This is a genomic window from Snodgrassella sp. W8135 (assembly GCF_016101225.1).
GTDB classification, from domain to species: domain Bacteria; phylum Pseudomonadota; class Gammaproteobacteria; order Burkholderiales; family Neisseriaceae; genus Snodgrassella; species Snodgrassella alvi.
On record NZ_JACFQX010000003.1, the window covers coordinates 129,155 to 154,574 of the forward strand.

The following is a 25,420-nucleotide window of genomic DNA, read 5'->3' on the forward strand; positions in this document are numbered from 1 at the left end:
AATAATGGGGAATTGATATGTGGTTAGGTATTGCAGCGGTTAATCTGGCTTTGGCGGTAATGCTGGGTGCATTTGGTGCACACGGATTAAAACATATGGCCAGTGTGCAGCAACTGGAGTGGTGGCATACAGCAACACAGTATTTTTTCTGGCATGCATTGGGATTACTGGTATTAGGCGTACTGGCAAAAGCAGTACCGGCATTTATGGTAAAAATACCGTTTTCTTTACTACAGCTGGGATTGATTATTTTTTGTGGTTCACTGTATCTGATGGCTTTGGGTTTGCCACGCTGGCTCGGTGCAATTACACCGGTTGGTGGTGTTTTAATGATTGCCGGCTGGCTGACTCTGGCATGGCTGGCTTTTAAGCAGCAGTAAAATTTACGGAACCTGACAGGAGGTTGCTATGTGCGGTAATGTTTATTCAATGATAATGAGTTTCTTACTGGCAGGCAGTCTGTGTGCTTGTAGCCATTCAGCAGCTGTTACAGCTAATAGTTCTGCTCAGGTTTTCAACCAATCAGTGACGCCAGTTGCTTATCAGCAGGCCGATAATTACTTCATTAAAAATACGGTAACCGGATTAGTCCCGAGACACATTAGTTCATCTGTTGAGTTTGCCCGTTATTTCGGTATGGCTGCAACTATGGGGAAAAATGGGAAACCAACTCCTATTGATTTTGCAGCTCATGATGTAATTGTATATGATGCCGGAATCGTGCAAAAGCAGCTGGAAATTACGCCTTTAACGTTAAATTATGCTCAGGATAAGCTGATATTAGATGTACGCATTCGTTCTGGAGAAAGAAAGAGTTATCAGATGCACCCGTTTGTTATCTTGATTGTGCCTAAAAACTTAGCTGATAAAGTGGAATTCAAATTGCTACAACCATAAGCAGTAAAGATATGGTTGGTGTTTTATGGCCAGTAACTGATTATTATCTAAAAAAAGCAGTCTGTATAAACAGACTGCTTTTTGCATTAATAGGAGGATTAGTCCTGTGCAAGTACCACAAGTTTGTGATTAACAAATTCTTTAATGCCCAGATCACTTAGTTCACGTCCGAAGCCTGAACGTTTAATTCCGCCAAACGGCAATTCAGCCACGGAATCACCGAAGCGGTTAATAAACACCATACCGGTTTCAATTCGCGAAGCCAGTTTTTTAGCGCGTTCAATATCTTTACTGAAAACAGTTCCGCCCAGACCAAAATTAGAATCATTAGCCAGTGTAATTGCCTCTTCGTCATTTTTTACAATATACAACTGTGCCACGGGACCGAAAAACTCTTCAAAGTAGGCCGGATTATCCCGGCTGATATCTGTAATCAGTGTAGGGGTAAAGAAATTGCCTTCAGCAGGTTTGTTACCGCATAATACTTTAGCACCATGAGCAATGGCAGCATCAAGCTGCTCTTGTAGTGTTTCTTTGCTTTTACGAGATGAAAGGGGTGCCAGGGTAGTCTTTTCATCCAGGGGATCGCCCATCACTACCTGAGCAAAATCTTCCTGAACAATCCGGGTAAATTGTTCAGCTACTTTTTCATGCACGATAAAACGTTTTGCTGCAATACATACCTGACCAGCGTTAAACAAGCGTCCTGCTACTGCGGTATGTGCGGCGGCTACTACATCTGCATCATCTGTGACAACGAATACATCATTACCGCCCAGTTCCATAGTAGATTTTTTCAGTTTACTGCCAGCCTGTCCGGCTACAATACTGCCGGCACCTTCTGAGCCCGTCAGAGCCACACCCTGTACGCGTTTGTCACCGATAATGGTTTCTATCTGCTCGGGAGTTACAAACAGATTGGTATAAGTACCGGCAGGTGCCTGGGCTTCATGCAACAGATCTTCCACCAGTTGCGCACATTGCGGAACATTACTGGCATGTTTGGCTACAACCGGATTGCCCACAGCAATAGCCGGTGCAATAACCCGGATAAGCTGGTAAATAGGAAAATTCCATGGTTCAACTGCCAGAATGATACCGATTGGATGATGTTCCACCCAGCCTTTGCCCAGTTTGCTCGGATAGGCCGCCGGTTTTAGCAATTCTGCAGCCTGTTTTGCATAGTACTGGACAATTTCAATGCAATTAACAATTTCATTACGGCTCTCTGCAATACGTTTACCCATATCCAATGTGATAATACGGGCAATTTTTTCCTGATGCCGTGTCATAATTTCAGCCAGGCGTTGTAGTAATGCCTGTCTTTCGCCGATGTTTTCCGGTTGCGACCATTCAGACTTGTACAGAGCATGAGCCTGAGTCAGTGCGTTTTCTACTTCAGCATCTGTATGATTGGAAAAAGTTCTGGCCAGCTCGCCAGTAAACGGATTGATAGATTGATAAGCCATGTTCAGCTATCCTCCACAAGTAAGATTGTAAGAATATTTTGTCTGTAAAAATGCAGAGCAGAAGAAAGCGGCTGTCCGAATCATGCCCGAACAGCTTTAACGCAATTAAGAAATAGTAACAGAAGCCGCTAATGATTGTACGGCAGCGGTAAAGTTTATGTAAAGCAGCTTATCTTTATTATAACCAGACTATGATTTTCACTATTAAAGGTCCGGCCAGCACCATAAATAAACCTGCCAGAATCATAGTCAGACTGGCAACCACACCTTCGTCGGCATTACGCTGAATTGCCCGCGAAGTACCAAATCCATGTGCGGCATTACCAAAAGCAGCACCATTGGCCAGATGCAGCCGGCTGCGACTGAAAGCCAGTGTGATATCACCAAATAGCATGCCTACCAGTCCGGTTATGATGGTGAATACGGATACCAGCGCCGCTGAACCATGAATTTTGTCAGCAAGCTCAATGGCAAACGGAGTAGATACGGAACGTGCCATCAGGCTGTAGGTTACTTCGTGGTTAAAATGAAACAGACGAGCCATCAGATAAGCACTGCCCACTCCGACAAACATTCCCACAATAATAGCTGTCATCAGAATCGGTAACTGACGTTTCATTACATCACGATATTGATAAATTGGAATGGCAAAAGCAACAGTGGCAGGGCCAAGTAAGCCGGAAATATAACGCGTATATTGATTATATTGTGTATAACTGATGTCCAGCCATTGCATGAGGGCTATGGTTAATACACTAAAAGTAATGGCGGGTGACAAAAATATAACCGGTTTGGCGCGATAGCATTTTTTTGCCAGTGCATACAATGCAATTGTCCAGATAAAACAGCCGGCAGCAATTATATTCATAACAGATATCCAGTTAGAAATTAAATATGTGCCAGTTCAGACATGGCGATGTTTAATCCATACACGGCGCAGACGATAGCAGTATTTTAAGGTCAGAGCAGTACTGCTCATTACTAGAAATGTACCTGTTACGATGCTAATAATCAGTTGCCATCCTTCAGCAGCAAACAATGCCTTGTATTGAACCACTGCAACAAGAACAGGCATAAAATACAACATTAATTCACCCAGCAAAACCTGCGCACCACTGGCAATCCATGATAATTTCAATATGTTAAGCTGTAATAACAGCAATACCAGAAATAATCCGATTACACCGGCAGATAAAGGGATATGAGTAGCTTTTTCGATACCCAGCCCTATCAGCCAAAATAAAATGATTAATAAAATTTGTGCGCATATACGTAAGCAGTTTGCCATGCGAAGGTGTAACATATTCATTTTGGCTGTTCCTTATAGCCAATTATTGGAAACCACTGATTATAATTAGCTTTATTAGGCATAATATGAATTATAATTTTTTTATTATTCTTTTTTTGAATATTTATGATTGATATAAAAGCACTTCAATGCTGGGTCACTCTGGTTCAGAATCACAGCTTTTCAGTTACTGCGGAAAAACTGGCATTATCCCAACCGAGTATCAGCAAAATAATTCACGCACTGGAAAATGATTTAAATGTAGCCTTACTGCAGAAAGGAGAAAACGGACGCAAGCGTCAGGTACTACCAACAGAAATTGGTAAGCGTGTATATGAACATTCTCTACAGATACTTAATCAGGTGTCGTTGCTGAAACAGGAGGTAGAAGATTATCGTGAACTAAAATTGGGTACATTGCGTATCGGTATGTCGTTACTAGGGAGCCGTTTGCTAACACCGGCTTTTTTTAATTTTCATCAGCAATGTCCGGATATTGAGCTGGCTTTTATTGAAGCCGGTACTCGTGATATTGAAGCAGCCTTGCTGGATAACCGTCTGGATGTAGGTCAGTTACTGTTACCGGTAAGTGATGAATTTGATTATATTCCTTTATGCGATTACCCGATGATGGTACTGTTTCCGCGTAAACGGTTAGCAAAAATACCTGCATCTATGTCTTTGCGCAGTTTGCGTGATGAGTCTTTTATTTTGTTTAGTCGCGGTTTTGTTTTATTTGAACGTGTTATTAATGGTTGTCATGATCAGGGATTTGAGCCAAATGTAGTTTGCTGTACCAGCCAGTGGGAACTTTTGCGTGATATGGTAGCAAAAGAAATGGGCATTGCTTTACTGCCCAGTTATTATACGGATGAATTTGACGATAAAATATTTGCAGCTGTTCCGTTAACCGATCCGGCAATTAACTGGAGTTTGTCTATGGCGTGGCCTCGTCACAAAAAACTGACACCGGCTGTAAAAGCATGGCTTAAAGTTATCAGAGAGGAATTTTCCAAATAACTGTTTAACGTATAAGTAAGCAGAGTATTGAAAAATGCAGACAAAATAGTAACCAATGACAAACAGCAGCCTGAAAAATAGCTTGCTTTATTGTTTGCAGAATGATAATGATTTATATTTTTACAAAGAGTTATTTTAAAAAAAGCTAGGGATAAATTCATATAATAACCGGAAAAACCCTTTTATCACTTTCCATTACAGAATACGGCAATCAAGAGTAAAAAGGTTTTAAATGATCAGTAAAGTGTTTGAATTACCCTATTACGCCGTTATTTTTACCTCTAAACGCAGCCCGGGAGATTTTGGCCACTTAGAGATGGCACAAAATTTATTAATTGAAGCCGAAAAAATAGAAGGATTTTTAGGAGCGGACAGTGTTAGAGACGCAGAAGGAATCGGTATTACAGTTTCATACTGGCGAACACTAGAGGCTATTGATAAATGGAAAAACCATACGCTGCACATAGAGGGGAAAAAGATGGATATCAAACAATGGTACGAAGAATATTCAATTCGTATCTGTAAAGTTGAATATGAAAAATTTTTTGAATCCTCTGTTTTAAAACCAGATGGATAATAGGGTAGCTGATAATCAGCTACCCTATTAGTCAAGAATCAAGATTAATGCAAAATCAGTCTCTGAACCGGGTACTCAGGTTGCGACTGCCCGGATCATTCTGTCTGTTCAATTCTCAGTGTACATATGGTCTTGCATAATTTTTTCATAAACTGCATCAGGGACATAACGGCGAATCATGGCCTGCCAGTTTTGCGGTCCGACCATGCCTTTTATCATGGTTGATGATACTTCGGCATATTCACGCGGCGGTATCAGGAAGATAGTGGAAATTTCCGGCTGTAAGTCATGATTGATATGGCGCATGGAACGCTCATACTCATAATCAGAAGCGGTACGGATACCGCGGATAATGAAATCTGCACCAATACTGCGCGCATAATTAACCAGATACTGATTTTGAAAACTGGAGATTTTAACATTGGGAAAATTTGCCGTGATAGCCTGAAGCATTTCTTTGCGTTCTTCAACTGAATATGTGGCATTTTTTTCCGGATTAACACCAATAGCGACGATTAGTTCATCAAATAATGGTTGTGCTTCACGAATCATCCATAAGTGACCATTGGTAGGGGGGTCAAAGCTGCCGGCATAGACTGCACGGCGGGTAGTTGAATTAGTCATTGTTGCTTATTCCAAACTGCTTTTTCATGTGCCGGAAAAATAACCAGTATGCAGATATTATCTGCTGAACATGATTGATTTAACTGTAAACAGTTATTATTTTTTTCAATGTCGTCAATACAAAGCTGCGCAGCTTAATCAGTTGTGCGTTCATTGTCAAAACATAAATATTTTTTTATGTGGGGAAGGAAAATATTAAGCCGAATAAAGGTAAAGAATTCAAAAGAATAATATGAAATATTATAAAATAATCACTTTTGTTTTAATAGTGTAAATAGTAAGTGGTTTGCCTGCTTAATTTTGCCATATGTGAATATTCAGATTAGGTTTCGTCATTTTGTTTTAACGGTTCATATAAAAAGAGGAGTTTTTTAATTTCTATTTAGATAATTTTTTATGTTGATTTTATTAATTTTATTAAAAAATACTTAAAAAAGTGGAATCCTTTAATTTTTCTGCTGTATTTGTAGTGGCGGTTTTTCTTAATAACTACTATATTTTTATTAGCAGAATTTCGATATGGAGCAGCGACTCTGTAGTTAATGAACAGTTAAATATATTTTCAGACTCTTATTCATATTTGAGTATCAGTAAAATGTGTATTTTGTTGAAATCATTTAAAATTTTATCATTATATTTTTTTTAAGCAAGCAAAGATTTAATATATATGATTTTATAAAGAGCTTGGATTATTATTTAATATTCATAAATTAATAATGGATATCAGATATTAATAACTAACATGATATATTGATGAGAATGGTTTTCATCCTTTACAATCTTAATCTTTTGCCGCTATTTATTAAATTTATTAATTAGAGCAAAATTTGAGTGATATACGGATTATTAAGCAAATGAAAAAAAAATGGGTTAAAAGGTTTGTATGGTTGTTAGTTGTGGTGGTGCTGGCTGCTATTGTATGGAGCCTGTTTTTTAAACCTAAAGACCAGATGAATTTTGTGACAGATGATGTTCGCCGCAGCGATATCATGCAGACAGTTAATGCCACAGGAGAAATTGCGGCGGCACAATTAGTTGATGTCGGTGCTCAGGCTTCCGGCCAGATCAAAAAACTGTATGTCAAACTGGGCCAGCAGGTTAAAAAAGGTGATTTGATTGCTGATATCGATTCCACTACTCAGTTAAATACCCTAAATACTAATAAAGCTAAGCTGGATACTTATCGTGCTCAGCTGGTATCTGCTCAAATTGCATTGAAAATGAAACAACGTGCATTTGACCGTGAACGCGCGCTGATGGGGCAGGATGCTACCTCTAAAGCAGATTTTGATAATGCTCAGGATAATCTGGCCGCAGCACGGGCAAACGTGGCTGAGCTGAAGTCACAAATCCGGCAAACACAGATTGCCATTAATACTTCAGAAGCAGATTTAGGCTATACCCGCATTACTGCTCCGATGGACGGTACAGTTGTATCCATTCCGGTAGAAGAGGGACAAACGGTGAACTCCAGCCAGAATACGCCAACGATTGTACAGCTGGCTGACTTAAGCAAAATGCTGAATAAAATGCAGATTGCCGAAGGCGACATGAGTAAGGTTAAGGCAGGAATGCATTTAACTTTTACTACACTGGCGGACAATAACAAAGTGCGTAAAGCTACTCTTGAAGCAGTAGATCCGGGGTTAACCAAGATGTCTCAGGGAAGTTATGACACCAGTACGGATACAACTGATACAGCTATTTATTACTATGCCCGGGCTCTGGTTCCGAATGATGATGGCACACTGCACATCGGGATGACTACTCAGAATAATATTTTTGTGAAATCTGTCAAAAATGTACTGACTGTATCGAATCAGGCAATCAGGCATAACCGTGGTAAAAAAGTGGTGAAGGTGCTGGGCGATAATCAGCAGGTTCAGGAAAAACAGATTGAGACTGGTATTACAGACGGTATGCGCACAGAAGTGAAATCAGGCCTGAAAGAGGGTGACCGGGTAGTTTTATCTGCGCTGAGCAAGGCAGACGCCAAAAATGGTGTCAGCAAAGAACCTAAAATGCGCGGTCCGAGAATGTAAGCCATGAGTTTATTGGAAATTAAGGCAATCAATCGCTGGTTCGGCACTGGTGAAAACCGGGTTCAGGTGCTCAAAGATATTAATCTGAGCATAGAAAAAGGCGATTTTGTAGCTATTATCGGTCAGTCTGGTTCGGGTAAGTCTACTCTGATGAACATCATTGGCTGTCTGGATGTGCCGTCCAGCGGTTCGTACAAAATTGATGGCGTAGAAACTGCTGCTATGACCGCAGATGAACAGGCCGCTTTGCGCCGTCGCAGCTTTGGTTTTATTTTTCAGCGCTATAACCTGCTCGGCACATTAACAGCACGTGAAAATGTAGCCCTGCCAGCTGTATATGCCGGTATGGAATACGGTGAGCGAATGAAAAGGGCGGATGAGTTGCTGGCTCAGCTCGGGCTTGCCGGTAAGGAAGAAAACCGTCCCAGTGAACTGTCCGGTGGTCAGCAGCAGCGGGTAAGTATTGCCCGTGCGCTGATGAACGGCGGTGAAATTATTCTGGCAGACGAGCCAACAGGTGCGCTGGATACCGGTAGCGGTAAAAACGTGATGGAAATCCTGCATAAACTGCATGATGCCGGTCATACCATTGTGATGGTTACACATGATCCGACGATTGCTGCTAATGCTAACCGGGTAATTGAAATTAGTGATGGACGGATTATCGCTGACCACAGTAAGAATACAGATATTCCGCCCAGCAATATTGAGAGTATTGAAGAGCATAATTCATGGCATTTTTACCGTGATCAGTTTTTTGAATCTTTTCTGATGTCTATTCAGGCGATTATGGCGCATAAGATGCGCTCGTTTCTTACGATGCTCGGCATTATTATCGGGATTGCTTCAGTGGTGTCGGTAGTAGCACTGGGAAGAGGGTCGCAGGAAAAAATTCTTGAAAACATTAATGCCATGGGCACAAACACGGTTTCCGTATATCCGGGTTACGGATATGGGGATCGCCGTTCTTCCCGTATTAAAACGCTGACTGTTGGTGATGCAGAGGTTCTGAAGCAACAGGACTATGTTGACAGTGTTACTCCGGGTGTCAGTACCAGTGGTACGCTTACTTATGATAATCAGTCTCTTTCAGCTCAGCTATACGGTGTAGGTGACCAGTATTTTGATGTACGCGGTATCAAGCTTGCTTTTGGCCGGCTGTTTAATGAGGATGATGTAACTCAGAACAGTCAGGTAGTCGTAATTGATGACAATACCAAAAACAAATTGTTTGCTGATGGTACTAATCCGCTGGGAAAGGTTATTCTGTTTAATAAACGGCCATTGCGTATTATCGGAGTAACAGAACCCAATAATAACGGCTTTTCGGACAGTGACAGTTTACAACTGTTTACTCCTTATACCACGCTGATGAACCGGATTTCCGGCTCTAAATACATTACTTCAGTTACGGTAAAGGTAAAAGATAATGTCAATTCACAAACGGCAGAAAAAGGCATTATTGAATTACTGAAAGTACGTCATGGTACAGAGGACTTTTTTACCCGTAACAGTGACACTATTAAGCAGACAATTGAAAGTACTACCGGCACCATGACTCTGCTGATATCAAGTATTGCGCTGATATCTCTAGTCGTAGGCGGTATCGGGGTGATGAATATCATGCTGGTATCGGTAACCGAGCGGGTGAAGGAGATTGGTATACGCATGGCTATCGGTGCACGTCAGCACAATATTCTTGAACAGTTTCTGATTGAAGCGGTGCTTATTTGTCTGATTGGCGGGTTGGTAGGTGTACTGTTTTCGTTTGCCATCAGTATGCTGTTTAATTTGCTGGCAACAGATTTTGCTATGTCATTCTCAACAATTTCTATTGTGATGGCTGTACTTTGTTCAAGTGTAATTGGTGTGCTGTTTGGTTTTATGCCGGCAAAACGTGCATCGCAGCTTAATCCTATTGACGCGCTGTCACGCGATTAATTGTGTTGATGCTGAAATTTCAATCTGGTGGAAATGGCTGTACTGCATTGATAAATGCAGTAAGCGTCAGAATAAAAAGTTACGATGATGAGAGATAATTTTGTGAAAAAACGCAGCGCAGTATGGATGCTGAGTCTGAGTCTGCTGTTAACCGCCTGTGCTACGCATAGTTCCTATCCGCAGCAAAGCATGCATAAAGCCGGAATGCTGAGCAGTGCAGAAATTGCTGCGCAGTATCAGGTTAATGCTAACTGGTGGGAAATCTACCATGATGACACTCTGAATCAGCTGGTAAATACTGCGCTGGCTAATAATGTTGATTTGCGTCAGGCAGCACTGACAGCTGAAAAAGCACGTTATAGTGCCCGTCTGACAGCAGTAGACCTGGTACCGAATGCAAGTGGTTCTCTTGGCGCCAGCAGCTCCAAAGATTTGAAACATGGCGGGGTGTCCAGCCGTAATTTTACCGGCCAGCTCGGATTAAGTTATGAGCTGGACGTATGGCAGAAAATTCGTGCCAATACCAATGCGGCACGCTGGAAATATCAGGCCAGTGAAGAGGATCTGGCCGCCAGCAGACTCTCACTGATTAATAGTGTCGTCGATAATTATTTTCATCTTGCCTACATTGATGGTGCAATCAGTTTAACTAAAGACAGTATTGAACAATACCGGCAGATTGCCAGAATCTCTCAGGCACAGTATCAGGTAGGTAAAGTCAGCAGCATTAATGCTACTAATGCCAAACAATCGTTACTGAGCGCAGAGAATAATCTGACCTCATTGCAGCAGAACCGGCTGGAAGTATTGCAGAATCTGCATAATTTACTCAATCAGCGTCCGGGTGAGGTAACGGATGTTCAACCAACATCTTTAAATCAGATTCATTTGAGTGAAGTGAATCTGAATGTGCCATTGTCTGTACTGGCTAATCGCCCTGATTTACGTGCGGCAGAATATCGTTTGCAATCTGCTTTTTCCAGTCAGCAGGCAACTAAACGTAGCTGGTATCCGAGTATTAGTCTGAATGGTGCGGTTAATTCGCGTTCTGAGGCTGCTTCTTCGGCTTTACATTTTCCTGTCGGTACGGCAAGTGTTAATGTAAATTTGCCTTTTCTCGACTGGCAGACTCTGTATTGGCAGAACAAACAGGCTAAGGCAGATTTTGAAAGTGCTAAACTGACTTTTGAACAATCTCTGACTACCGCCCTTAATGAAGTTGAACGCTATTACCGGCAATACACGCTTAGCCGCAATACACTGGCCAATAATGAACAAAAATACCAGTACGATTTAAAAAACAGTCGCTACTACCATGCCCGCTATCAATACGGTACTAATCCGCTTAGTGACTGGCTGGATGCATTGAATACTCAGTATTCTTCGGCACAAAACGTGTTAAACAACCGTTATAGTGTCCTGCAAAATGAAAATCGGATTTATCAGGCTATGGCCGGACGCTATCAGCCGCAATAATATTCAAGCCGGCCTGTTTGAAAATATACAGGCCGGCTTTTTATAGGTTAGTTGATAATTGAATTATTTTTCTGTTTTCATTACACTAAAGACTAACAAAAAAAATCGCCCCTCAAAAAGGGGGCGCAAAAAGGAACACAAACCACTACCAATAGAAAAATGCTAAATAAATTGTTGAACAAAAACAATCTATTTTAAATCTGTGAGTATGTTCAGAAATGGCTGCAAAATATTTGTGAATCTTTGTGTCGTTTCGTGAACATAGATGCATCATAAACAAATTAATTTCTAATTGCAAATGATAGTTATTATTATTTGCAAAAATAAATGAGAATTTTATTTATAATTTTGTTTTTAAAAGAAAAATAAATAGTGGTATATATACCCGTTAATAGAGACTATGACAAAAAATACTAAAAAATAATGTTTTATCCGGATAAAACAGTTTGATGACTATTAGTTTGTAATAGTCATCTGTTGGATTTGCCTGCTGAGTAATTTGTTTTACCGGCACGGACCGCTGTTATGCACCGGAGTTGATTTTTTAGTATTATCGGAGTTTTAAGTCAGCGGTGTTCAACCGCATAAAGCATTGAATCAATATGCGTCAAATTATTCTTGATACTGAAACCACCGGACTGTATGCAAACAATGGTGATCGCCTGATTGAATTTGCCGGTGTAGAAATGGTAGACCGGCGCCTTACCGGAAATAATCTGCATTTGTATATTAATCCTGAGCGCGATATTCCAGACGAAGCTGTGGCAGTACACGGAATTACACTGGAAAAGCTACACGAAATGAATGCTCCGGTGTTTGCCGGTGTGGCTCAGCAGATTGCCGACTACCTGCATGGTGCCGAACTGATTATTCATAATGCTGCGTTTGATGAAGGCTTTCTGGATATGGAGTTTGAGCGTCTGGGTATGCCCAAGATTGAAACGATTACCAGTGGGATAGTTGATACGCTCAAAATGGCTCGTGATAAATATCCGGGACAGAAAAATTCACTGGATGCTTTATGTACGCGGCTGGAAGTAGACCGCAGTAAGCGTGTACTGCACGGTGCGCTGATTGACTGTGAATTACTTGGTGAAGTTTATTTGGCCATGACCCGAAGCCAGTTCAGTCTGGTAGATGAACTGATGGCCACTGCTGCTGCCAGTGAAAATCAGATTGCAGACAGTAGATATCAGATAAAACATACTGGGTTAACAGTAGTGGAACCCAGTGCAGAAGAACTGGCTGAACATGAAGCTTATTTGCAGGCGTTGGATAAAATAGTTGGTGAACCCTGTATGTGGCGAAAATGGCAGGAAAATAACGGAGATAAATCTGTATGACCCGGCATGTAGTGCTGATTCCTGCCGCGGGTGTCGGAGCTCGCTTTGGTGCAGAATGTCCGAAACAGTATGTTACTTTGGCCGGTCAGACTGTATTACAGCACACAGTGTTGCGACTGGCACAAATCAGTGCAATTGATCTGTTTTTGATTGTTGTATCAGAACAAGATGAATATATCGATGCTGTCTATCCGGCAGATTTATTACCGCCGGATGTGCATATCCTGCGTTGTGGCGGAGCAACTCGGGCGCAAACTGTACGCAATGGGATTGTGCAGGCGCAAAAATATTTTAATGTACAGGATAACGACTGGATACTGGTACATGATGCCGCTCGCTGCTGTGTGAGTACGGATTCTGTAAAACGTTTATTAGCTGCTGTGCAGGATCATGCGGTAGGCGGGTTACTGGCGCTTCCCGTAGCAGATACGCTTAAACAGGCAGATGAGCAACAGCAGGTAAGCCGAACAGTGAACAGGACAGGTTTATGGCAGGCTCAGACTCCACAAATGTTTCGTACCGGTATTCTGGCCAGAGCACTGGCACAGGCAGATTTAGATGCGATTACAGATGAATCTTCTGCCGTAGAGGCGCTTGGTCTGGCTCCATTACTGGTAGCAGGGGATATACGCAATCTGAAACTCACCAGTGCACAGGATGCGTTACTGGCTAGCTATTTTTTACAGCAGGACACCATTAAATGAGTTCTTTAAGAATTGGTCAGGGTTATGATGTGCATCAGCTCGTTAGCGGGCGGCCATTGTTACTTGGCGGCGTAAAAATTCCTTTTGATAAAGGTTTGCTTGGTCATTCTGATGCAGATGCGTTATTGCATGCGATTACCGATGCACTGCTGGGTGCAGCCGCTTTAGGTGATATTGGCAAGCTTTATCCGGATACAGCTGCTGCAAATAAAGATGCCGATAGCCGTGTACTGTTACGCGGTGCCTGTGCTGCCGTTCGGGCTGCCGGCTGGCGTGTGGTCAATGTTGATAGTACGGTTATTGCTCAGGAGCCGAAATTGCGTCCTTATATAGATCAGATGCGCATGAATATTGCAGCTGATTTGAATATAGCTGTGGATGCAGTAAATGTTAAGGGTAAAACCAATGAAAAATTAGGCTATCTGGGGCGGAAGGAAGCTATTGAGGCTCAGGCAGTCGTATTGCTGACGGCAGTTTAATCCTGTTGCGGCATCAGTTATAATTTCGTGCAGGAATAATTATTGTTTGAAATGTACTTAAAGTTAAGCTGATCAAGGAGCAGTAGAATGGCCACACAGGATGAGTTGAAACGTCAGGCAGCGCAAAAAGCTGTTGAATATGTCAATGAAAACGAGTATCTGGGTATTGGTACCGGTTCTACCGTGTATTTTTTTATTGAGGCACTGGCACAAAGTAAAAAGCAGATTAAAGGTGCAGTATCCACATCTGCCCTGACCAGTGAAACTTTAAAAAAATTTGGTATTCCGGAAGTAACACTCAATGAAGTGAATGGTTTACCGCTGTACATTGATGGAGCTGATGAAATCAATCATTTATTGCAGATGATTAAAGGTGGCGGCGGTGCATTGTTAAATGAAAAAATTGTTGCCAGTGCTGCCGAGAAATTCATTTGTATTGCTGATGAAAGTAAGTATACCAGTCGTCTTGGTCATGTATCGTTACCAGTGGAAGTGACACCCAATGCCCGTTCACTGGTAGCGCGCCGCCTACTGAAACTTGGCGGAGAGCCTGAACTGCGTCTGGGTTTTACTTCTGATCATGGTAATCAGATACTGGATGTAGCTAATCTGAACTTTGATGAGCCGATTAAAATGGAAGATGCCATTAATAAGATACCCGGTGTAGTAGAAAATGGTTTGTTTACTCACCATCCGGCTGATTTACTGGTGCTGGGTTGCAGCGATGGTGTCAAGGTATTAACTGCCAGAGTCTGAATTTGCTGCAGCAGAAGTATTTAATAATACAATTAATTAATATCTGCGCAGCCAGTTACCTGAAAAAAGGGTAGCTGGCTGCTGTTGTTTTAAGGGTTTATTTTACTGTCTGTGGTTTATTCTGTTCATGCCGGGCATATTTAACAATGTGGTTTTCTGATAAATGCATAAAAGAAAAAAAATTCTGACTAACTGGCGTAAAATTCTGGTCTGGGTGGCTGTTATTCTGACAATCGCTAAAGTGTGGTTGCCGGAAAGTATAATTACACCTTTAGCGGAATGGACACAGAAAGCGGACAGTATTGTGCGCTCTGTACAGGATTTACTTAATGGTAAGCCGCCTGTAAGAGGAAAAAAGTGGGCAGTAGCCAGTAAAGGACGCTATTCCGGTAATGTTGACAGTGTACATGACGGAGATACTGTGCATATCAGAGACAAGGACGGGCATATGCATAAAGTTCGTCTGGCTAATATAGATGCGCCGGAAATCAAACAAGCTTATGGTATAGCCAGTCGTGATGCCTTAAAAGCACGTATTGAAGGTAAGTATGTTGATGTCAATGTGGTTGCTATAGATCAATATCAGCGTGAGGTTGGTCAGATTATATTGAATAATGCAGATATTAACTTATGGATGGTTCAGCAGGGATATGCATGGCATTACGACTCAATTGCTAAAAAGCAGCAGGATCGATTAGGTTTTGGCCGTTATCAGAGTGCTCAGATACAGGCGCGCCAAAATCGTCTCGGTTTATGGCACAATGCCAGTGCAATAGCACCGTGGCAGTTTCGTCAGCAACAAAAAAACCGATAATGGTTTAATTTCATGAATGCACAAAAGCGCAAGAAAATATTCACTCGTTTGCAGGCCGTCTGTCAGAATCCGACTACAGAACTGATATATCATTCACCATTTGAATTGTTGATAGCTGTTATGCTCTCGGCACAGGCAACGGATGTTTCTGTCAATAAATGCACTGTACATTTATTCCGAATGGCACCCACGGCACAAGCCATGCTGGAGTTAGGAATAGATAAAGTTATGGAGTGTATTCGGATGATCGGTTTATATAAAACCAAAGCCAAACATGTGATGGAAACTTGCCGGATTCTGGTGCAGCAGTATAACGGAGATGTACCGCAAACCAGAGAAGAGCTGGAGGCATTGCCGGGAGTAGGGAGAAAAACGGCTAATGTCGTGCTGAATACAGCTTTTGGTCATCCAACGATTGCAGTAGATACGCATATTTTCCGGGTATGTAATCGTACTGGTCTGGCACCGGGTAAAACGGTACGTGAAGTTGAGGATAAATTAATGCAGGTGGTGCCGAAACAGTTCAGACTTAATGCACATCACTGGCTTATTTTACACGGACGTTACATATGTAAAGCGCGTAAACCGCTGTGTGAGCAATGTCTGATAAATGATTTGTGCGAGTACCCGGCAAAGACTACTTTAACCGTCTGATTGTGTAACTTAACGCCTCTTTTCGTTACAATATTATTAATCTTTGCTTGTGTAAGAAAACAAAAAAGTTAGGGAAGTGGATGCGGATAAATCGCAAATATATGTTGACGGCAATTTTGTCAGTGTTGTTAGTAGCAGGTTGTGACAGGCTGGAACAATGGTTTGGCAAAAATAAGGACGGTCAGGGTTTTGTGAAGGAAATACCTGCCGGTACTGATGGGAACAGCAATCAGGTAGCTATGTTGTTGCCCGATTTTACCCGGCTGGTCGACCAGCAAGGTCCGGCAGTAGTCAATATTCAGGCTACACGCAATAACCGTAATATCGATAATGAAGCCGGGCCGGGTGCTTTGCCTGACAATGATCCGTTTTACGAATACTTCAAACGCCTTTTGCCAAATGTACCGCAAACCCCGCAGGCAAATGATGATGAATATAATTTTGGTTCAGGTTTTATTATCAGTAAGGATGGTTATATTCTTACCAACACTCATGTAGTCAACGGTATGAATAATATTAAGGTTTTACTGAATGACAAACGTGAATTTCAGGCAAAACTGATTGGTGCTGATGCTCAGTCTGATGTGGCATTATTAAAAATCAATGCCGATGAATTACCGGTTGTAGAACTGGGTAATCCTGAAGAATTAAAAGTCGGAGAATGGGTAGCGGCCATTGGTGCGCCGTTTGGTTTTGATAATAGTGTGACTGCCGGCATCGTTTCAGCCAAAGGACGCAGTCTGCCGGAAGAAAACTATACGCCGTTTATCCAGACTGATGTGGCTATTAATCCCGGAAATTCAGGCGGACCATTATTTAATCTTAAGGGACAGGTAGTAGGAATTAACTCACAGATATACAGCCGCAGTGGTGGCTTTATGGGTATTTCTTTTGCCATTCCGATTGATGTGGCTATGAATGTAGCGGAACAATTGAAAACATCAGGTAAGGTACAGCGTGGCCGGCTTGGGGTAGTTATTCAGGAAGTCAACTATAATCTGGCCAAATCTTTTGGTCTGGATAAAGCTAATGGTGCGCTGATTACTCAAGTTGTTGCCGGCGGACCAGCAGCTAAAGCAGGCTTATTATCCGGTGATATCGTACAAAGTGTGAATGGCGATGAGCTAAAGAATTCAAGCGATTTGCCAGTGAAAGTTGGTTTACTGCCACCAGGTAAGCAAATCGTTCTGGGTATCTGGCGTAAAGGTCAAAAAGAAGAAATCAAGGTAACGCTGGATAATGTGTCTCCGGCTGTAGCTAATCCGGCCAGTTCTGCCAGTAGTACCATTATGCCAACTGACGGAACCAGTTTTGCCGAACACCGTCTCGGTCTGGTATTGAGGGCAACAGCTCAGGGGCTGATTATTGAAGACATCAGCGGGCTGGCTGCACAGGTAGATTTACGTCGTGGCGATATTATTATCGCCGTTGGTCAGAAACTGGTACATGACGAAAAAGATTTTGATAATGCAGTAGCAGCCAGTGGAAAAAATGTACCTCTGTTAATCAGGCGTGCAAACAATACCCTGTTTATTGCTATGATGTTGCCGTAATTTTTCATAAAGATGTTGTTTTAGGATATGTTCTAGTTGGGTTATCAGTTAATCGTACAGGTCGTTTACACCATTATGCAGGTTTTATTAATTGCTCCATTGTTAATGATGGATCACTTTCTGGTCAGACCACGCGATTCATTCAGAAAAATTTGGAATAATTTATGTTGTCAGTACATCCCAAAGCATTAGCACGTGGTCCGGTTATGGCTGATGTGGCAGAGTTCAGGTTAAGTGATACCGAACGTGAACGTTTATGTCATCCGGCCATTGGTGGAGTGATTCTGTTCCGGCGCAATTATCAGTCCCGTGCTCAGTTAACCGAGCTGGTTGCTGAAATTAAAACATTAAGAACACCGGAACTTATTGTCGCTGTTGATCATGAAGGCGGGCGGGTACAGCGCTTTATTCCCGAATTTACCCGATTGCCGGCCATGCGTACTCTGGGACAGTGCTGGGAGCAGCATGGTGCAGCAATGGCCGACAAAATGGCCGAAACAGTAGGCTGGGTGCTGGCTACTGAATTACGTGCCTGTGGCATAGATTTATCATTTACGCCTGTTCTGGATTTGGACTGGGGTGAATGTGCTGTTATTGGTAATCGCAGTTTTCATCAGCAGCCGGCTGTAGTCAGCTCTCTGGCAATAGCTTTGCAACGTGGTCTGGCTCGTGGTGGTATGGCTTGCTGTGGCAAACATTTTCCCGGACATGGAGCCGTCAGTGGTGATAGCCATCTTACCTTACCGGAAGATAACCGCAGCTGGGAAGAATTGTGGGCTGATGATATTCAGCCATTTAAAGATTTAATTCATAATGGTATGCCGGCACTCATGCCCGCACATGTGGTATATCCTAAAGTTGATCCGACAGAACCGGCAGGATTCTCCACTATCTGGCTGGGGGGTGTTTTGCGCGATAAAATGCAGTTTGATGGGGTGATTTTCTCTGATGATTTAACTATGGAAGGAGCCAGCTGTGCCGGTGATATCCATGCACGTACAGCGCAGGCTTTTGGTGCCGGCTGTGATATTGCTCTGATATGTAATAAACCAGACTGGGTAGATAATCTGCTGACCGATTTTGTCTGGCCGGATATCAGCCGGCTGGCACAGCGCTGGCAGATGATTGCCGGTAAGGGGAGTGCAACAGAATACGTTGCTACTATGCAGACACCTGAATTTCAGGCAGCTCAGCAACTGGTTGCCAGTCTGGCCTCTGCTCAGGATACTCTCAATGGTGTTCAGGTGGGCGAAGCCTGCTAATTATTTTCCGGACAACAAAAAAGCCATAGTCAAACTATGGCTTTTTTAAACTGCCTAACAGATATCAGGCATTTTTAAAGTCGATTACCATACGACCAGTAAACTTACCGGCAGTCATTTCATCGAAAATATCATTGATATCTTCCAGAGGGCGCATAGTTACTTTTGGTACTACTTTACCTTCTGCACCAAACTGGAATGCTTCACGCAAATCTTCACGTGTACCTACCAGTGAACCTACCACTTCAATACCATCCAGAACCAGACGCGGAATATTCAGATCCATAGTGTCAACTGGCAAGGCTACAGCAACAATACGTCCGCCGGCACGTACAGAGGCTACGGCTGAATTGAAAGCGGATTTAGCTACAGCTGTAACCACAGCAGCGTAAGCACCACCTACTTTTTCCTGAATGATTTCTTCTACTTTTTCTTTAGCAGGGTTCAGAGTCATATCTGCGCCCATTTCGCGTGCCAGCTCAAGTTGTTTTTCATTGACATCAATAGCAATTACTTTAGCATTAAACACGTTTTTGGCATACTGCAACGCCAGATTACCTAAGCCACCAAGGCCATAAATCGCAATCCACTGACCCGGCTGAATATGAGAAACTTTGATTGCCTTGTAGGTTGTCACACCGGCACAGGTAATACTGCTGGCTGCTTCAGAACTCAGTCCGTCTGGTACTTTAACTGCATAATCTGCTACAACGATACATTCTTCAGCCATACCGCCGTCTACAGTATAGCCGGCATTTTTAACTTCACGGCAGAAGGTTTCGCGACCACTATTGCAATATTCACAATGTCCGCAGCCTTCAAAGAACCAGGCAACACTGGCACGGTCACCCACTTTTAAAGAAGTAACATCTTCACCTACAGCAGTTACAACCCCAATACCTTCATGTCCCAGTGTTACACCAGTTACGTCGCCAAAATCTGCATTTTTTACATGCAAGTCGGTATGGCAAACGCCACAGCATTCCATTTTCAGCAATGCTTCATTGGCTTTCAGCGGGCGTACAGCTTTATCCTGGATGGCAACTTTTTTGTCTTTTGTTACTACGGCTGCTTTCATAATGAACCCTTTTCATCAGTAAAGAAGAAGTGTTTAGTCTGTTAGTTTCTGTTCTCAGATAAACAGACCGGTACAACCAGAAAATCATTTACCGGATAAAATCGATACCGGTATAAATATAATCCTGAATAAAAATGACACAAAATTATACAGAGGTGTAAATGTACCTCATATTACCGATTAAATGTCATTTAAAACAGGATTAAAATATTTATTTTCTACCAGTTATTCTGACAGATATATCAGTGCAGTACCAGCACTGGTATATAAAATAATTGTAACTCTAAATAAAGCATCTGCGTAAGACTTAATTGCAGCAAAATACCATATATTTATAAGAAATTTTAATAAATTTCAATAATTATTTTTTACTATTGTCTTGCTAATCAGATCTGCTCAGGTAAGAAAACATAAAATCTGCATAGATGTATTCACACCTAAATTAAGACAATAAAACAGTATGCAAAATTACCTGTCTCAAGGGTAAACATCGCTGGAAATCAGGAATAGTATGACTACCGGCATATACATCTGATCCATACACCTATCTGGGTTCGCAGATTTCACTGATAGTGAAATCTGGTAATTATGTCATCTGTGTGCATCCTGATAAGATGTTTTTATAGTCAGTTTTTAAGTTTGGAAATATAGATGTCCGAAGTTTTGTTATCGGCAGAGCCAGTAATTTTAAAAGCCAGTACTGGTTCTCAAGCCTGTTTCTGATCGAAAAAGCGACTAATCCTGAATAGGCCGGATAAAGCATGTTATGATGCGCTCGCCTAATGACCCTGAAACTGAAATTAGATAAACAACATCATGAATACCCAGACTAGCCGGCGCAAACGCGTTCTTAATGGTGTGCTGTTACTCGATAAAGACAGCGGAATGAGTAGTAACAGTGCTTTGCAGCGGGCGCGCTTTTTATATGGTGCGGCTAAAGCAGGGCATACCGGTGTACTGGATCCGCTGGCAACAGGTTTGTTACCCGTATGCTTTGGAGAAGCAACTAAATTTGCTCAGTATCTTCTGGATGCAGATAAAGCTTATATAGCGACTTTACAGCTGGGTGTGGCTACCAGCACAGGTGATGCTGAAGGTGAAATCGTTGCCACTGCCGATACTGTGATTACACTGGCGCAAGTACAGGCAGCCATTTCTGCTTTTAGTGGTGAAATTACTCAGACACCGCCTATGTATTCAGCTATTAAATATCAGGGTAAGCCATTATATGAATATGCCCGTGCGGGTATCACCATCGAACGGAAAAGCCGTCAGGTAACGATTTATCAGATAGATATTATTGAATTTACTTTCCCGCGGCTGGTCATCAGTGTGCGTTGCAGTAAGGGAACGTATATACGTACTCTGGCTGAAGATATGGCCAAACATATGGGAACTGTAGCGCATCTGACTGCATTACGCCGCACTGCTACTGCCGGCTTTACCATTGAACAGACTCATTCACTTGCAGCAATCAGTAATCTGGATGAAGCTGCACGGGATAACTGGCTTTTGCCTTGTGATGTACTCGTACAACATTTTCCGGCTGTCACTCTTAATGATAAAGATATTTTGCAGTTACAGCATGGCGTAGCCGTGCATTCTGAGCAAATTTATGGCACAATGTGCCCCTTGCGTATTTATGCTGTTGATGGCCGCTTTATCGGGCTGGTGCAATATCAGGCTCCCAGCAGGCGTTTGAAAGTGCTGCGTCTGATGAATACGGCTTATATCAGTTAAATATGTATCCGGAGTTGGTATTTGTTAATGACATATATTAGCTTGGCCAACTTGTCTGCCGTAAGGCTTTTTTTAAGAGTAAATTACATGTTATCTGTTGAACAAAAAGCACAAATTATTAAAGATTATCAACGTGCCGAAGGGGACACTGGTTCTTCTGAAGTACAAATCGCGTTATTGACTTTCCGTATTAATGATCTGACTGGTCACTTTAAAGCTAACCCGAAAGACCATCACAGCCGTCGTGGTCTGTTGAAAATGGTTAGCTCCCGTCGTCGTTTACTGGCGTACATCCGCCGCACTAAACCGGATACCTACCGCGAATTGATTGCACGTCTGGGTCTGCGTAAATAAGCATTCTCCATCTGAAAAAAAGCCGCCTTTTAAAAGAGGCGGCTTTTTTATACATCAAACTAAAACCATTCAGGCAATATTTGATTATCCTATTTCGTTATATAAATCCGGATTCAAACGCGCATTCTGTGTCTGACACCAGTCCAGATGATCCTTATTTAAATGAAAAGCTTTTGCCTGAAATTCTTTCAAAGCTTCCTGCTGTTCTATCTTGCGAGTATATGAGCGTACAAAACGGCGTACTTCATTGGATGTTTCCAGAATCAGACCGGGTACAGACTGTGGTTTACCGGTGGCAGAATCAATGGCGACCATGGTGAAATAACTGGAATTACTATGACGAATTTCTCCGGTAAGCAGATTTTCCGCTTCTACACGAATACCAATCATCATGGACGATTTACCTACATAATTGACCCGTGCTTTAATTGAGACCAAATCACCTACATAAATTGGCGTACGGAAATTAACAGTATTAATAGCTGCTGTTACCGTTACAGAACGTGAGTGTTTACAGGCGCATGCATACGCGGCCTGATCCATTAAAGCCAGAATACGTCCGCCGAAAATAGTATTGTTTGCGTTGGTATCTTCCGGATGCATCACTACAGATAACAGTACATCACTGTCAGTTGGTTTTTTATATAAAAATTCAGACATTACTTTGTCCTCAATAATACAGGTACAGCCAGATCCGGTTGAACCAATATGGTAATTTACATTAGTAAAATCAATTCTAACATACAAGTAAATAGTTTTAATATTAATGATTTTTGGTAAAGAAAAAATATACGGTCAATAGAAATATTTTTATGGCAGATTGAAAAAGACCAAAAATGCATATCCTGAGCTTAACCAGCGTCGGGACAGTCATTGAGTTTGCGATAAGGTAAAAAATATATGTTAGAATTTGACCATAATACAAAATGTATTTATAGCCTGTTACAGGCTTGATTAAAACCTCATTAATAATCATTTTGCAAATCACGCCCGGCCAGAAACCCTACCTATGTATATGCCAGTTACGTGTACATTGTTAGGTTTTTTAGCAGGTGCGGTATCTGCAAAAAATTAGAATGGAAAAACAATATGTTTAATAAACACATTAAAACCTTTCAATACGGCAATCAGACAGTTACTTTGGAAACTGGTGAAATTGCCCGTCAGGCAGCCGGTGCAGTAAAAATTTCCATGGGCGATACTGTGGTACTGGTAGCCGTTACAGCTGCTAAAGAAGTCAAACCTGGTCAGGATTTCTTTCCGCTGACCGTAGACTATCTGGAACGCACCTATGCAGCCGGTAAAATTCCGGGCGGATTTTTTAAGCGGGAAGGCAAACAGAGTGAAAAAGAAATCCTTACCAGCCGCCTGATTGACCGTCCGATTCGTCCTTTATTTCCGGAAGGTTTCTACAACGATATTCAGATAGTTGCCATGGTAGTATCAGTTGATCCGGAAATTGATTCAGATATTCCGGCTATGCTAGGTGCTTCAGCTGCACTACTACTAACAGGTGTTCCTTTTGCCGGTCCGATTGGTGCAGCCCGTGTCGGCTATGTCAATGGTGAATATGTTCTTAATCCGACTAAAACTCAGCTGGCTCAGTCACAACTGGATTTAGTTGTTGCTGGTACAGAAAAAGCCGTATTGATGGTGGAATCTGAAGCAGATGTACTGTCTGAAGAAACCATGCTGGGTGCAGTAGTATTCGGTCATGAACAAATGCAGGCAGCCATCCGTGCCATCAATGAATTTGCTGATGAAGTTAATCCGGAAATGTGGGACTGGCAGGCTCCTGTTGCTGATGAAAGCCTGATTGCCAAAGTGCGTGAGCTGGCTGGTGCAACAATTGATGAAGCATTCAAAATCAAGCAAAAACAAGCCCGTACAGCAAAACTAGATGAAGCATGGTCTGCTGTTGAAGCGGCTTTGATTACCGAAGAAACTGATACCTTACTGGCTAACCAGATTCGCGGTATTTTCAAAGATCTGGAAAAAGAAGTAGTTCGTGGCCAGATTCTGGAAGGTCAGCCGCGTATTGACGGCCGTGATACCCGTACTGTTCGACCTATTAATATCCGGACCGGCGTATTACCGCGTACACATGGTTCTGCCTTATTTACCCGTGGTGAAACTCAGTCACTGGCTACAGCAACACTGGGCACCCAGCGTGATGAACAGATTATCGATGCTCTGAGTGGTGAATATACCGACCGCTTTATGCTGCATTACAACTTCCCGCCATACTCAACCGGTGAAGTAGGTCGTATGGGTGCACCAAAACGCCGTGAAATCGGGCACGGCCGTCTGGCAAAACGCGCACTGCTGGCTGTATTGCCTGATGTTGAAGATTTCAGCTACACCATGCGTGTAGTATCTGAAATTACTGAATCCAATGGTTCTTCTTCCATGGCCAGCGTATGTGCCGGATGTCTGAGTCTGCTGAATGCTGGTGTTCCTCTGAAAAGTCATGTTGCCGGTATAGCCATGGGTTTAATTCTGGATGGCAATAAATTTGCTGTACTGACTGATATTCTGGGCGATGAAGACCACCTTGGTGATATGGACTTTAAAGTTGCCGGCACCACTACAGGTGTGACTGCTCTGCAAATGGATATCAAAATTCAGGGAATTACCAAGGAAATCATGCAGATTGCACTGGCTCAGGCGAAAGAAGCTCGTTTGAATATTCTCGGACAAATGCAGGAAGCAGTAAAAGGTCCGCAAGAATTATCTGCACATGCACCACGTTTATTTACCATGAAAATTCATCAGGACAAGATTCGTGATGTTATTGGTAAAGGTGGTGAAACTATCCGTGCATTAACCGCAGAAACCGGTACTGAAATTAATATTGCCGAAGATGGTACGATTACCATTGCTGCCAGCACCAGTGAAGCAGGAGAAGCGGCCAAACGCCGTATTGAGGAAATTACTGCTGAAGTAGAAGTGGGTAAAGTATACGAAGGCACAGTAATCAAGATTCTGGATAACAATGTTGGTGCTATCGTATCAGTTATGCCGGGTAAAGACGGCTTGGTACACATCAGCCAGATTTCACATGATCGTGTGAAAAATGTAAGCGATTACCTGCAAATTGGTCAGCAGGTTAAAGTAAAAGCACTAGAAATTGATGATCGCGGCCGTGTACGCCTGTCAATCAAAGCTTTGCTTGAAAAGGCACCGCAAGAACAAAAACCGGCTGAAAATTAATCATTAATATTGAGTATTCAAGACTGCCTTACATATAAGGCAGTCTTTTTTTGTAGCAAAATAGAAGTATTACATCATTTATTAGGGGTATAACCCATTATAAGAATAATAAGAAACTGCATCATTTAAAGCAGTT

Annotated in this window: 24 protein-coding genes; 18 read left to right on the plus strand and 6 right to left on the minus strand. The window is 42.3% G+C overall.

What is annotated here, in order from left to right; genetic code table 11:
• Nucleotides 1-17: 17 nt before the first annotated feature.
• Entirely contained in the window at nt 18-380 is a 363-nt protein-coding gene (locus H3T75_RS07965; RefSeq protein ID WP_084565425.1) for a DUF423 domain-containing protein, read from the plus strand.
• A 28-nt stretch (nt 381-408) separates the two neighbouring features.
• A complete protein-coding gene (locus H3T75_RS07970; RefSeq protein WP_084565424.1) occupies nt 409-897 on the plus strand; it encodes a hypothetical protein in 489 nt (162 codons plus the stop codon).
• Between the two features lie 98 nt (nt 898-995).
• Here H3T75_RS07970 and H3T75_RS07975 read toward each other — a convergent pair whose 3' ends face one another.
• From H3T75_RS07975 to H3T75_RS07985, 3 genes are all read right to left on the minus strand, one after another.
• Nucleotides 996-2,366: an NAD-dependent succinate-semialdehyde dehydrogenase gene (locus H3T75_RS07975; protein WP_198211452.1), complete on the minus strand. Its 1,371-nt coding sequence runs from the start codon at nt 2,364-2,366 to the stop codon at nt 996-998.
• Nucleotides 2,367-2,544: 178 nt separating this feature from the next.
• Entirely contained in the window at nt 2,545-3,234 is a 690-nt protein-coding gene (locus tag H3T75_RS07980) for an LrgB family protein (RefSeq protein WP_084551803.1), read from the minus strand.
• 36 nt (nt 3,235-3,270) lie between these two features.
• Nucleotides 3,271-3,675 (minus strand): CidA/LrgA family protein, encoded by a 405-nt coding sequence (locus H3T75_RS07985; protein WP_078474338.1) that lies wholly within the window; start codon nt 3,673-3,675, stop codon nt 3,271-3,273.
• Between the two features lie 105 nt (nt 3,676-3,780).
• Here H3T75_RS07985 and H3T75_RS07990 point away from each other — a divergent pair, with 105 nt between their 5' ends.
• Complete coding sequence (locus H3T75_RS07990) at nt 3,781-4,674, plus strand: LysR substrate-binding domain-containing protein (protein ID WP_171991472.1); 894 nt, start codon at nt 3,781-3,783, stop codon at nt 4,672-4,674.
• 232 nt (nt 4,675-4,906) lie between these two features.
• Complete coding sequence (locus tag H3T75_RS07995) at nt 4,907-5,251, plus strand: antibiotic biosynthesis monooxygenase (RefSeq protein ID WP_078474339.1); 345 nt, start codon at nt 4,907-4,909, stop codon at nt 5,249-5,251.
• A gap of 108 nt (nt 5,252-5,359) precedes the next feature.
• On the opposite strand, the gene coaD is transcribed toward H3T75_RS07995, so the two are convergent.
• Entirely contained in the window at nt 5,360-5,875 is a 516-nt protein-coding gene (gene coaD / locus H3T75_RS08000; protein WP_025330283.1) for a pantetheine-phosphate adenylyltransferase, read from the minus strand.
• An 854-nt stretch (nt 5,876-6,729) separates the two neighbouring features.
• Here coaD and H3T75_RS08005 point away from each other — a divergent pair.
• From H3T75_RS08005 to nagZ, 11 genes are all read left to right on the plus strand, one after another.
• Nucleotides 6,730-7,917, plus strand: coding sequence for an efflux RND transporter periplasmic adaptor subunit (locus H3T75_RS08005; RefSeq protein WP_198211453.1), 1,188 nt, complete (start codon nt 6,730-6,732; stop codon nt 7,915-7,917).
• Nucleotides 7,918-7,920: 3 nt separating this feature from the next.
• Nucleotides 7,921-9,858 carry a MacB family efflux pump subunit gene (locus tag H3T75_RS08010; protein ID WP_025330285.1) on the plus strand — a complete coding sequence of 646 codons (1,938 nt, stop codon included), beginning with the start codon at nt 7,921-7,923 and terminating at the stop codon, nt 9,856-9,858.
• Nucleotides 9,859-9,942: 84 nt separating this feature from the next.
• Complete coding sequence (locus tag H3T75_RS08015) at nt 9,943-11,334, plus strand: TolC family protein (protein ID WP_232339962.1); 1,392 nt, start codon at nt 9,943-9,945, stop codon at nt 11,332-11,334.
• Between the two features lie 602 nt (nt 11,335-11,936).
• Nucleotides 11,937-12,677, plus strand: coding sequence for a DNA polymerase III subunit epsilon (gene dnaQ / locus H3T75_RS08020; protein WP_232339963.1), 741 nt, complete (start codon nt 11,937-11,939; stop codon nt 12,675-12,677).
• Nucleotides 12,674-13,381 (plus strand): 2-C-methyl-D-erythritol 4-phosphate cytidylyltransferase, encoded by a 708-nt coding sequence (gene ispD / locus H3T75_RS08025; RefSeq protein WP_041879115.1) that lies wholly within the window; start codon nt 12,674-12,676, stop codon nt 13,379-13,381. The genes dnaQ and ispD overlap by 4 nt, the downstream gene beginning before the upstream one ends.
• A complete protein-coding gene (ispF, locus tag H3T75_RS08030; RefSeq protein WP_041879117.1) occupies nt 13,378-13,860 on the plus strand; it encodes a 2-C-methyl-D-erythritol 2,4-cyclodiphosphate synthase in 483 nt (160 codons plus the stop codon). The genes ispD and ispF overlap by 4 nt, the downstream gene beginning before the upstream one ends.
• A gap of 87 nt (nt 13,861-13,947) precedes the next feature.
• Nucleotides 13,948-14,616 carry a ribose-5-phosphate isomerase RpiA gene (rpiA, locus tag H3T75_RS08035; protein WP_037393496.1) on the plus strand — a complete coding sequence of 223 codons (669 nt, stop codon included), beginning with the start codon at nt 13,948-13,950 and terminating at the stop codon, nt 14,614-14,616.
• Nucleotides 14,617-14,779: 163 nt separating this feature from the next.
• On the plus strand, nt 14,780-15,430 hold the full coding sequence (locus tag H3T75_RS08040; protein WP_025330291.1) for a thermonuclease family protein: 651 nt from the start codon (nt 14,780-14,782) through the stop codon (nt 15,428-15,430).
• 12 nt (nt 15,431-15,442) lie between these two features.
• Complete coding sequence (nth, locus tag H3T75_RS08045; RefSeq protein ID WP_198211454.1) at nt 15,443-16,084, plus strand: endonuclease III; 642 nt, start codon at nt 15,443-15,445, stop codon at nt 16,082-16,084.
• A gap of 80 nt (nt 16,085-16,164) precedes the next feature.
• Complete coding sequence (locus tag H3T75_RS08050; protein ID WP_198211455.1) at nt 16,165-17,637, plus strand: DegQ family serine endoprotease; 1,473 nt, start codon at nt 16,165-16,167, stop codon at nt 17,635-17,637.
• A 164-nt stretch (nt 17,638-17,801) separates the two neighbouring features.
• Nucleotides 17,802-18,899 (plus strand): beta-N-acetylhexosaminidase, encoded by a 1,098-nt coding sequence (nagZ, locus tag H3T75_RS08055; RefSeq protein WP_232339964.1) that lies wholly within the window; start codon nt 17,802-17,804, stop codon nt 18,897-18,899.
• Between the two features lie 64 nt (nt 18,900-18,963).
• Here the strand turns inward: nagZ and adhP are convergent, their stop codons facing one another.
• Complete coding sequence (adhP, locus tag H3T75_RS08060; RefSeq protein WP_025330295.1) at nt 18,964-19,977, minus strand: alcohol dehydrogenase AdhP; 1,014 nt, start codon at nt 19,975-19,977, stop codon at nt 18,964-18,966.
• A gap of 816 nt (nt 19,978-20,793) precedes the next feature.
• Here adhP and truB point away from each other — a divergent pair.
• Nucleotides 20,794-21,717, plus strand: coding sequence for a tRNA pseudouridine(55) synthase TruB (gene truB, locus H3T75_RS08065; RefSeq protein ID WP_198211456.1), 924 nt, complete (start codon nt 20,794-20,796; stop codon nt 21,715-21,717).
• An 87-nt stretch (nt 21,718-21,804) separates the two neighbouring features.
• Nucleotides 21,805-22,071 (plus strand): 30S ribosomal protein S15, encoded by a 267-nt coding sequence (gene rpsO, locus H3T75_RS08070; RefSeq protein ID WP_025330297.1) that lies wholly within the window; start codon nt 21,805-21,807, stop codon nt 22,069-22,071.
• An 84-nt stretch (nt 22,072-22,155) separates the two neighbouring features.
• On the opposite strand, the gene H3T75_RS08075 is transcribed toward rpsO, so the two are convergent.
• Complete coding sequence (locus H3T75_RS08075; RefSeq protein WP_037391735.1) at nt 22,156-22,731, minus strand: acyl-CoA thioesterase; 576 nt, start codon at nt 22,729-22,731, stop codon at nt 22,156-22,158.
• Between the two features lie 429 nt (nt 22,732-23,160).
• Here H3T75_RS08075 and pnp point away from each other — a divergent pair, with 429 nt between their 5' ends.
• Nucleotides 23,161-25,284: a polyribonucleotide nucleotidyltransferase gene (gene pnp, locus H3T75_RS08080; protein ID WP_025330299.1), complete on the plus strand. Its 2,124-nt coding sequence runs from the start codon at nt 23,161-23,163 to the stop codon at nt 25,282-25,284.
• Nucleotides 25,285-25,420 lie beyond the last annotated feature (136 nt).

Excerpts from the sequence above, each read along its gene's own strand:
- nth (WP_198211454.1), top strand. The coding sequence starts at position 15,443 with ATGAATGCACAAAAGCGCAAGAAAATATTCACTCGTTTGCAGGCCGTC.
- H3T75_RS08015 (WP_232339962.1), top strand. The coding sequence starts at position 9,943 with ATGATGAGAGATAATTTTGTGAAAAAACGCAGCGCAGTATGGATGCTG.
- H3T75_RS07975 (WP_198211452.1), bottom strand. The coding sequence starts at position 2,366 with ATGGCTTATCAATCTATCAATCCGTTTACTGGCGAGCTGGCCAGAACT.
- rpsO (WP_025330297.1), top strand. The coding sequence starts at position 21,805 with ATGTTATCTGTTGAACAAAAAGCACAAATTATTAAAGATTATCAACGT.
- H3T75_RS08005 (WP_198211453.1), top strand. The coding sequence starts at position 6,730 with ATGAAAAAAAAATGGGTTAAAAGGTTTGTATGGTTGTTAGTTGTGGTG.
- H3T75_RS08040 (WP_025330291.1), top strand. The coding sequence starts at position 14,780 with ATGCATAAAAGAAAAAAAATTCTGACTAACTGGCGTAAAATTCTGGTC.
- ispD (WP_041879115.1), top strand. The coding sequence starts at position 12,674 with ATGACCCGGCATGTAGTGCTGATTCCTGCCGCGGGTGTCGGAGCTCGC.
- H3T75_RS07990 (WP_171991472.1), top strand. The coding sequence starts at position 3,781 with ATGATTGATATAAAAGCACTTCAATGCTGGGTCACTCTGGTTCAGAAT.
- adhP (WP_025330295.1), bottom strand. The coding sequence starts at position 19,977 with ATGAAAGCAGCCGTAGTAACAAAAGACAAAAAAGTTGCCATCCAGGAT.
- H3T75_RS08050 (WP_198211455.1), top strand. The coding sequence starts at position 16,165 with ATGCGGATAAATCGCAAATATATGTTGACGGCAATTTTGTCAGTGTTG.
- H3T75_RS07970 (WP_084565424.1), top strand. The coding sequence starts at position 409 with ATGTGCGGTAATGTTTATTCAATGATAATGAGTTTCTTACTGGCAGGC.
- H3T75_RS07985 (WP_078474338.1), bottom strand. The coding sequence starts at position 3,675 with ATGAATATGTTACACCTTCGCATGGCAAACTGCTTACGTATATGCGCA.
- H3T75_RS07995 (WP_078474339.1), top strand. The coding sequence starts at position 4,907 with ATGATCAGTAAAGTGTTTGAATTACCCTATTACGCCGTTATTTTTACC.
- coaD (WP_025330283.1), bottom strand. The coding sequence starts at position 5,875 with ATGACTAATTCAACTACCCGCCGTGCAGTCTATGCCGGCAGCTTTGAC.
- H3T75_RS07980 (WP_084551803.1), bottom strand. The coding sequence starts at position 3,234 with ATGAATATAATTGCTGCCGGCTGTTTTATCTGGACAATTGCATTGTAT.
- H3T75_RS08075 (WP_037391735.1), bottom strand. The coding sequence starts at position 22,731 with ATGTCTGAATTTTTATATAAAAAACCAACTGACAGTGATGTACTGTTA.
- truB (WP_198211456.1), top strand. The coding sequence starts at position 20,794 with ATGAATACCCAGACTAGCCGGCGCAAACGCGTTCTTAATGGTGTGCTG.
- pnp (WP_025330299.1), top strand. The coding sequence starts at position 23,161 with ATGTTTAATAAACACATTAAAACCTTTCAATACGGCAATCAGACAGTT.
- nagZ (WP_232339964.1), top strand. The coding sequence starts at position 17,802 with ATGTTGTCAGTACATCCCAAAGCATTAGCACGTGGTCCGGTTATGGCT.
- ispF (WP_041879117.1), top strand. The coding sequence starts at position 13,378 with ATGAGTTCTTTAAGAATTGGTCAGGGTTATGATGTGCATCAGCTCGTT.
- dnaQ (WP_232339963.1), top strand. The coding sequence starts at position 11,937 with ATGCGTCAAATTATTCTTGATACTGAAACCACCGGACTGTATGCAAAC.
- H3T75_RS07965 (WP_084565425.1), top strand. The coding sequence starts at position 18 with ATGTGGTTAGGTATTGCAGCGGTTAATCTGGCTTTGGCGGTAATGCTG.
- rpiA (WP_037393496.1), top strand. The coding sequence starts at position 13,948 with ATGGCCACACAGGATGAGTTGAAACGTCAGGCAGCGCAAAAAGCTGTT.
- H3T75_RS08010 (WP_025330285.1), top strand. The coding sequence starts at position 7,921 with ATGAGTTTATTGGAAATTAAGGCAATCAATCGCTGGTTCGGCACTGGT.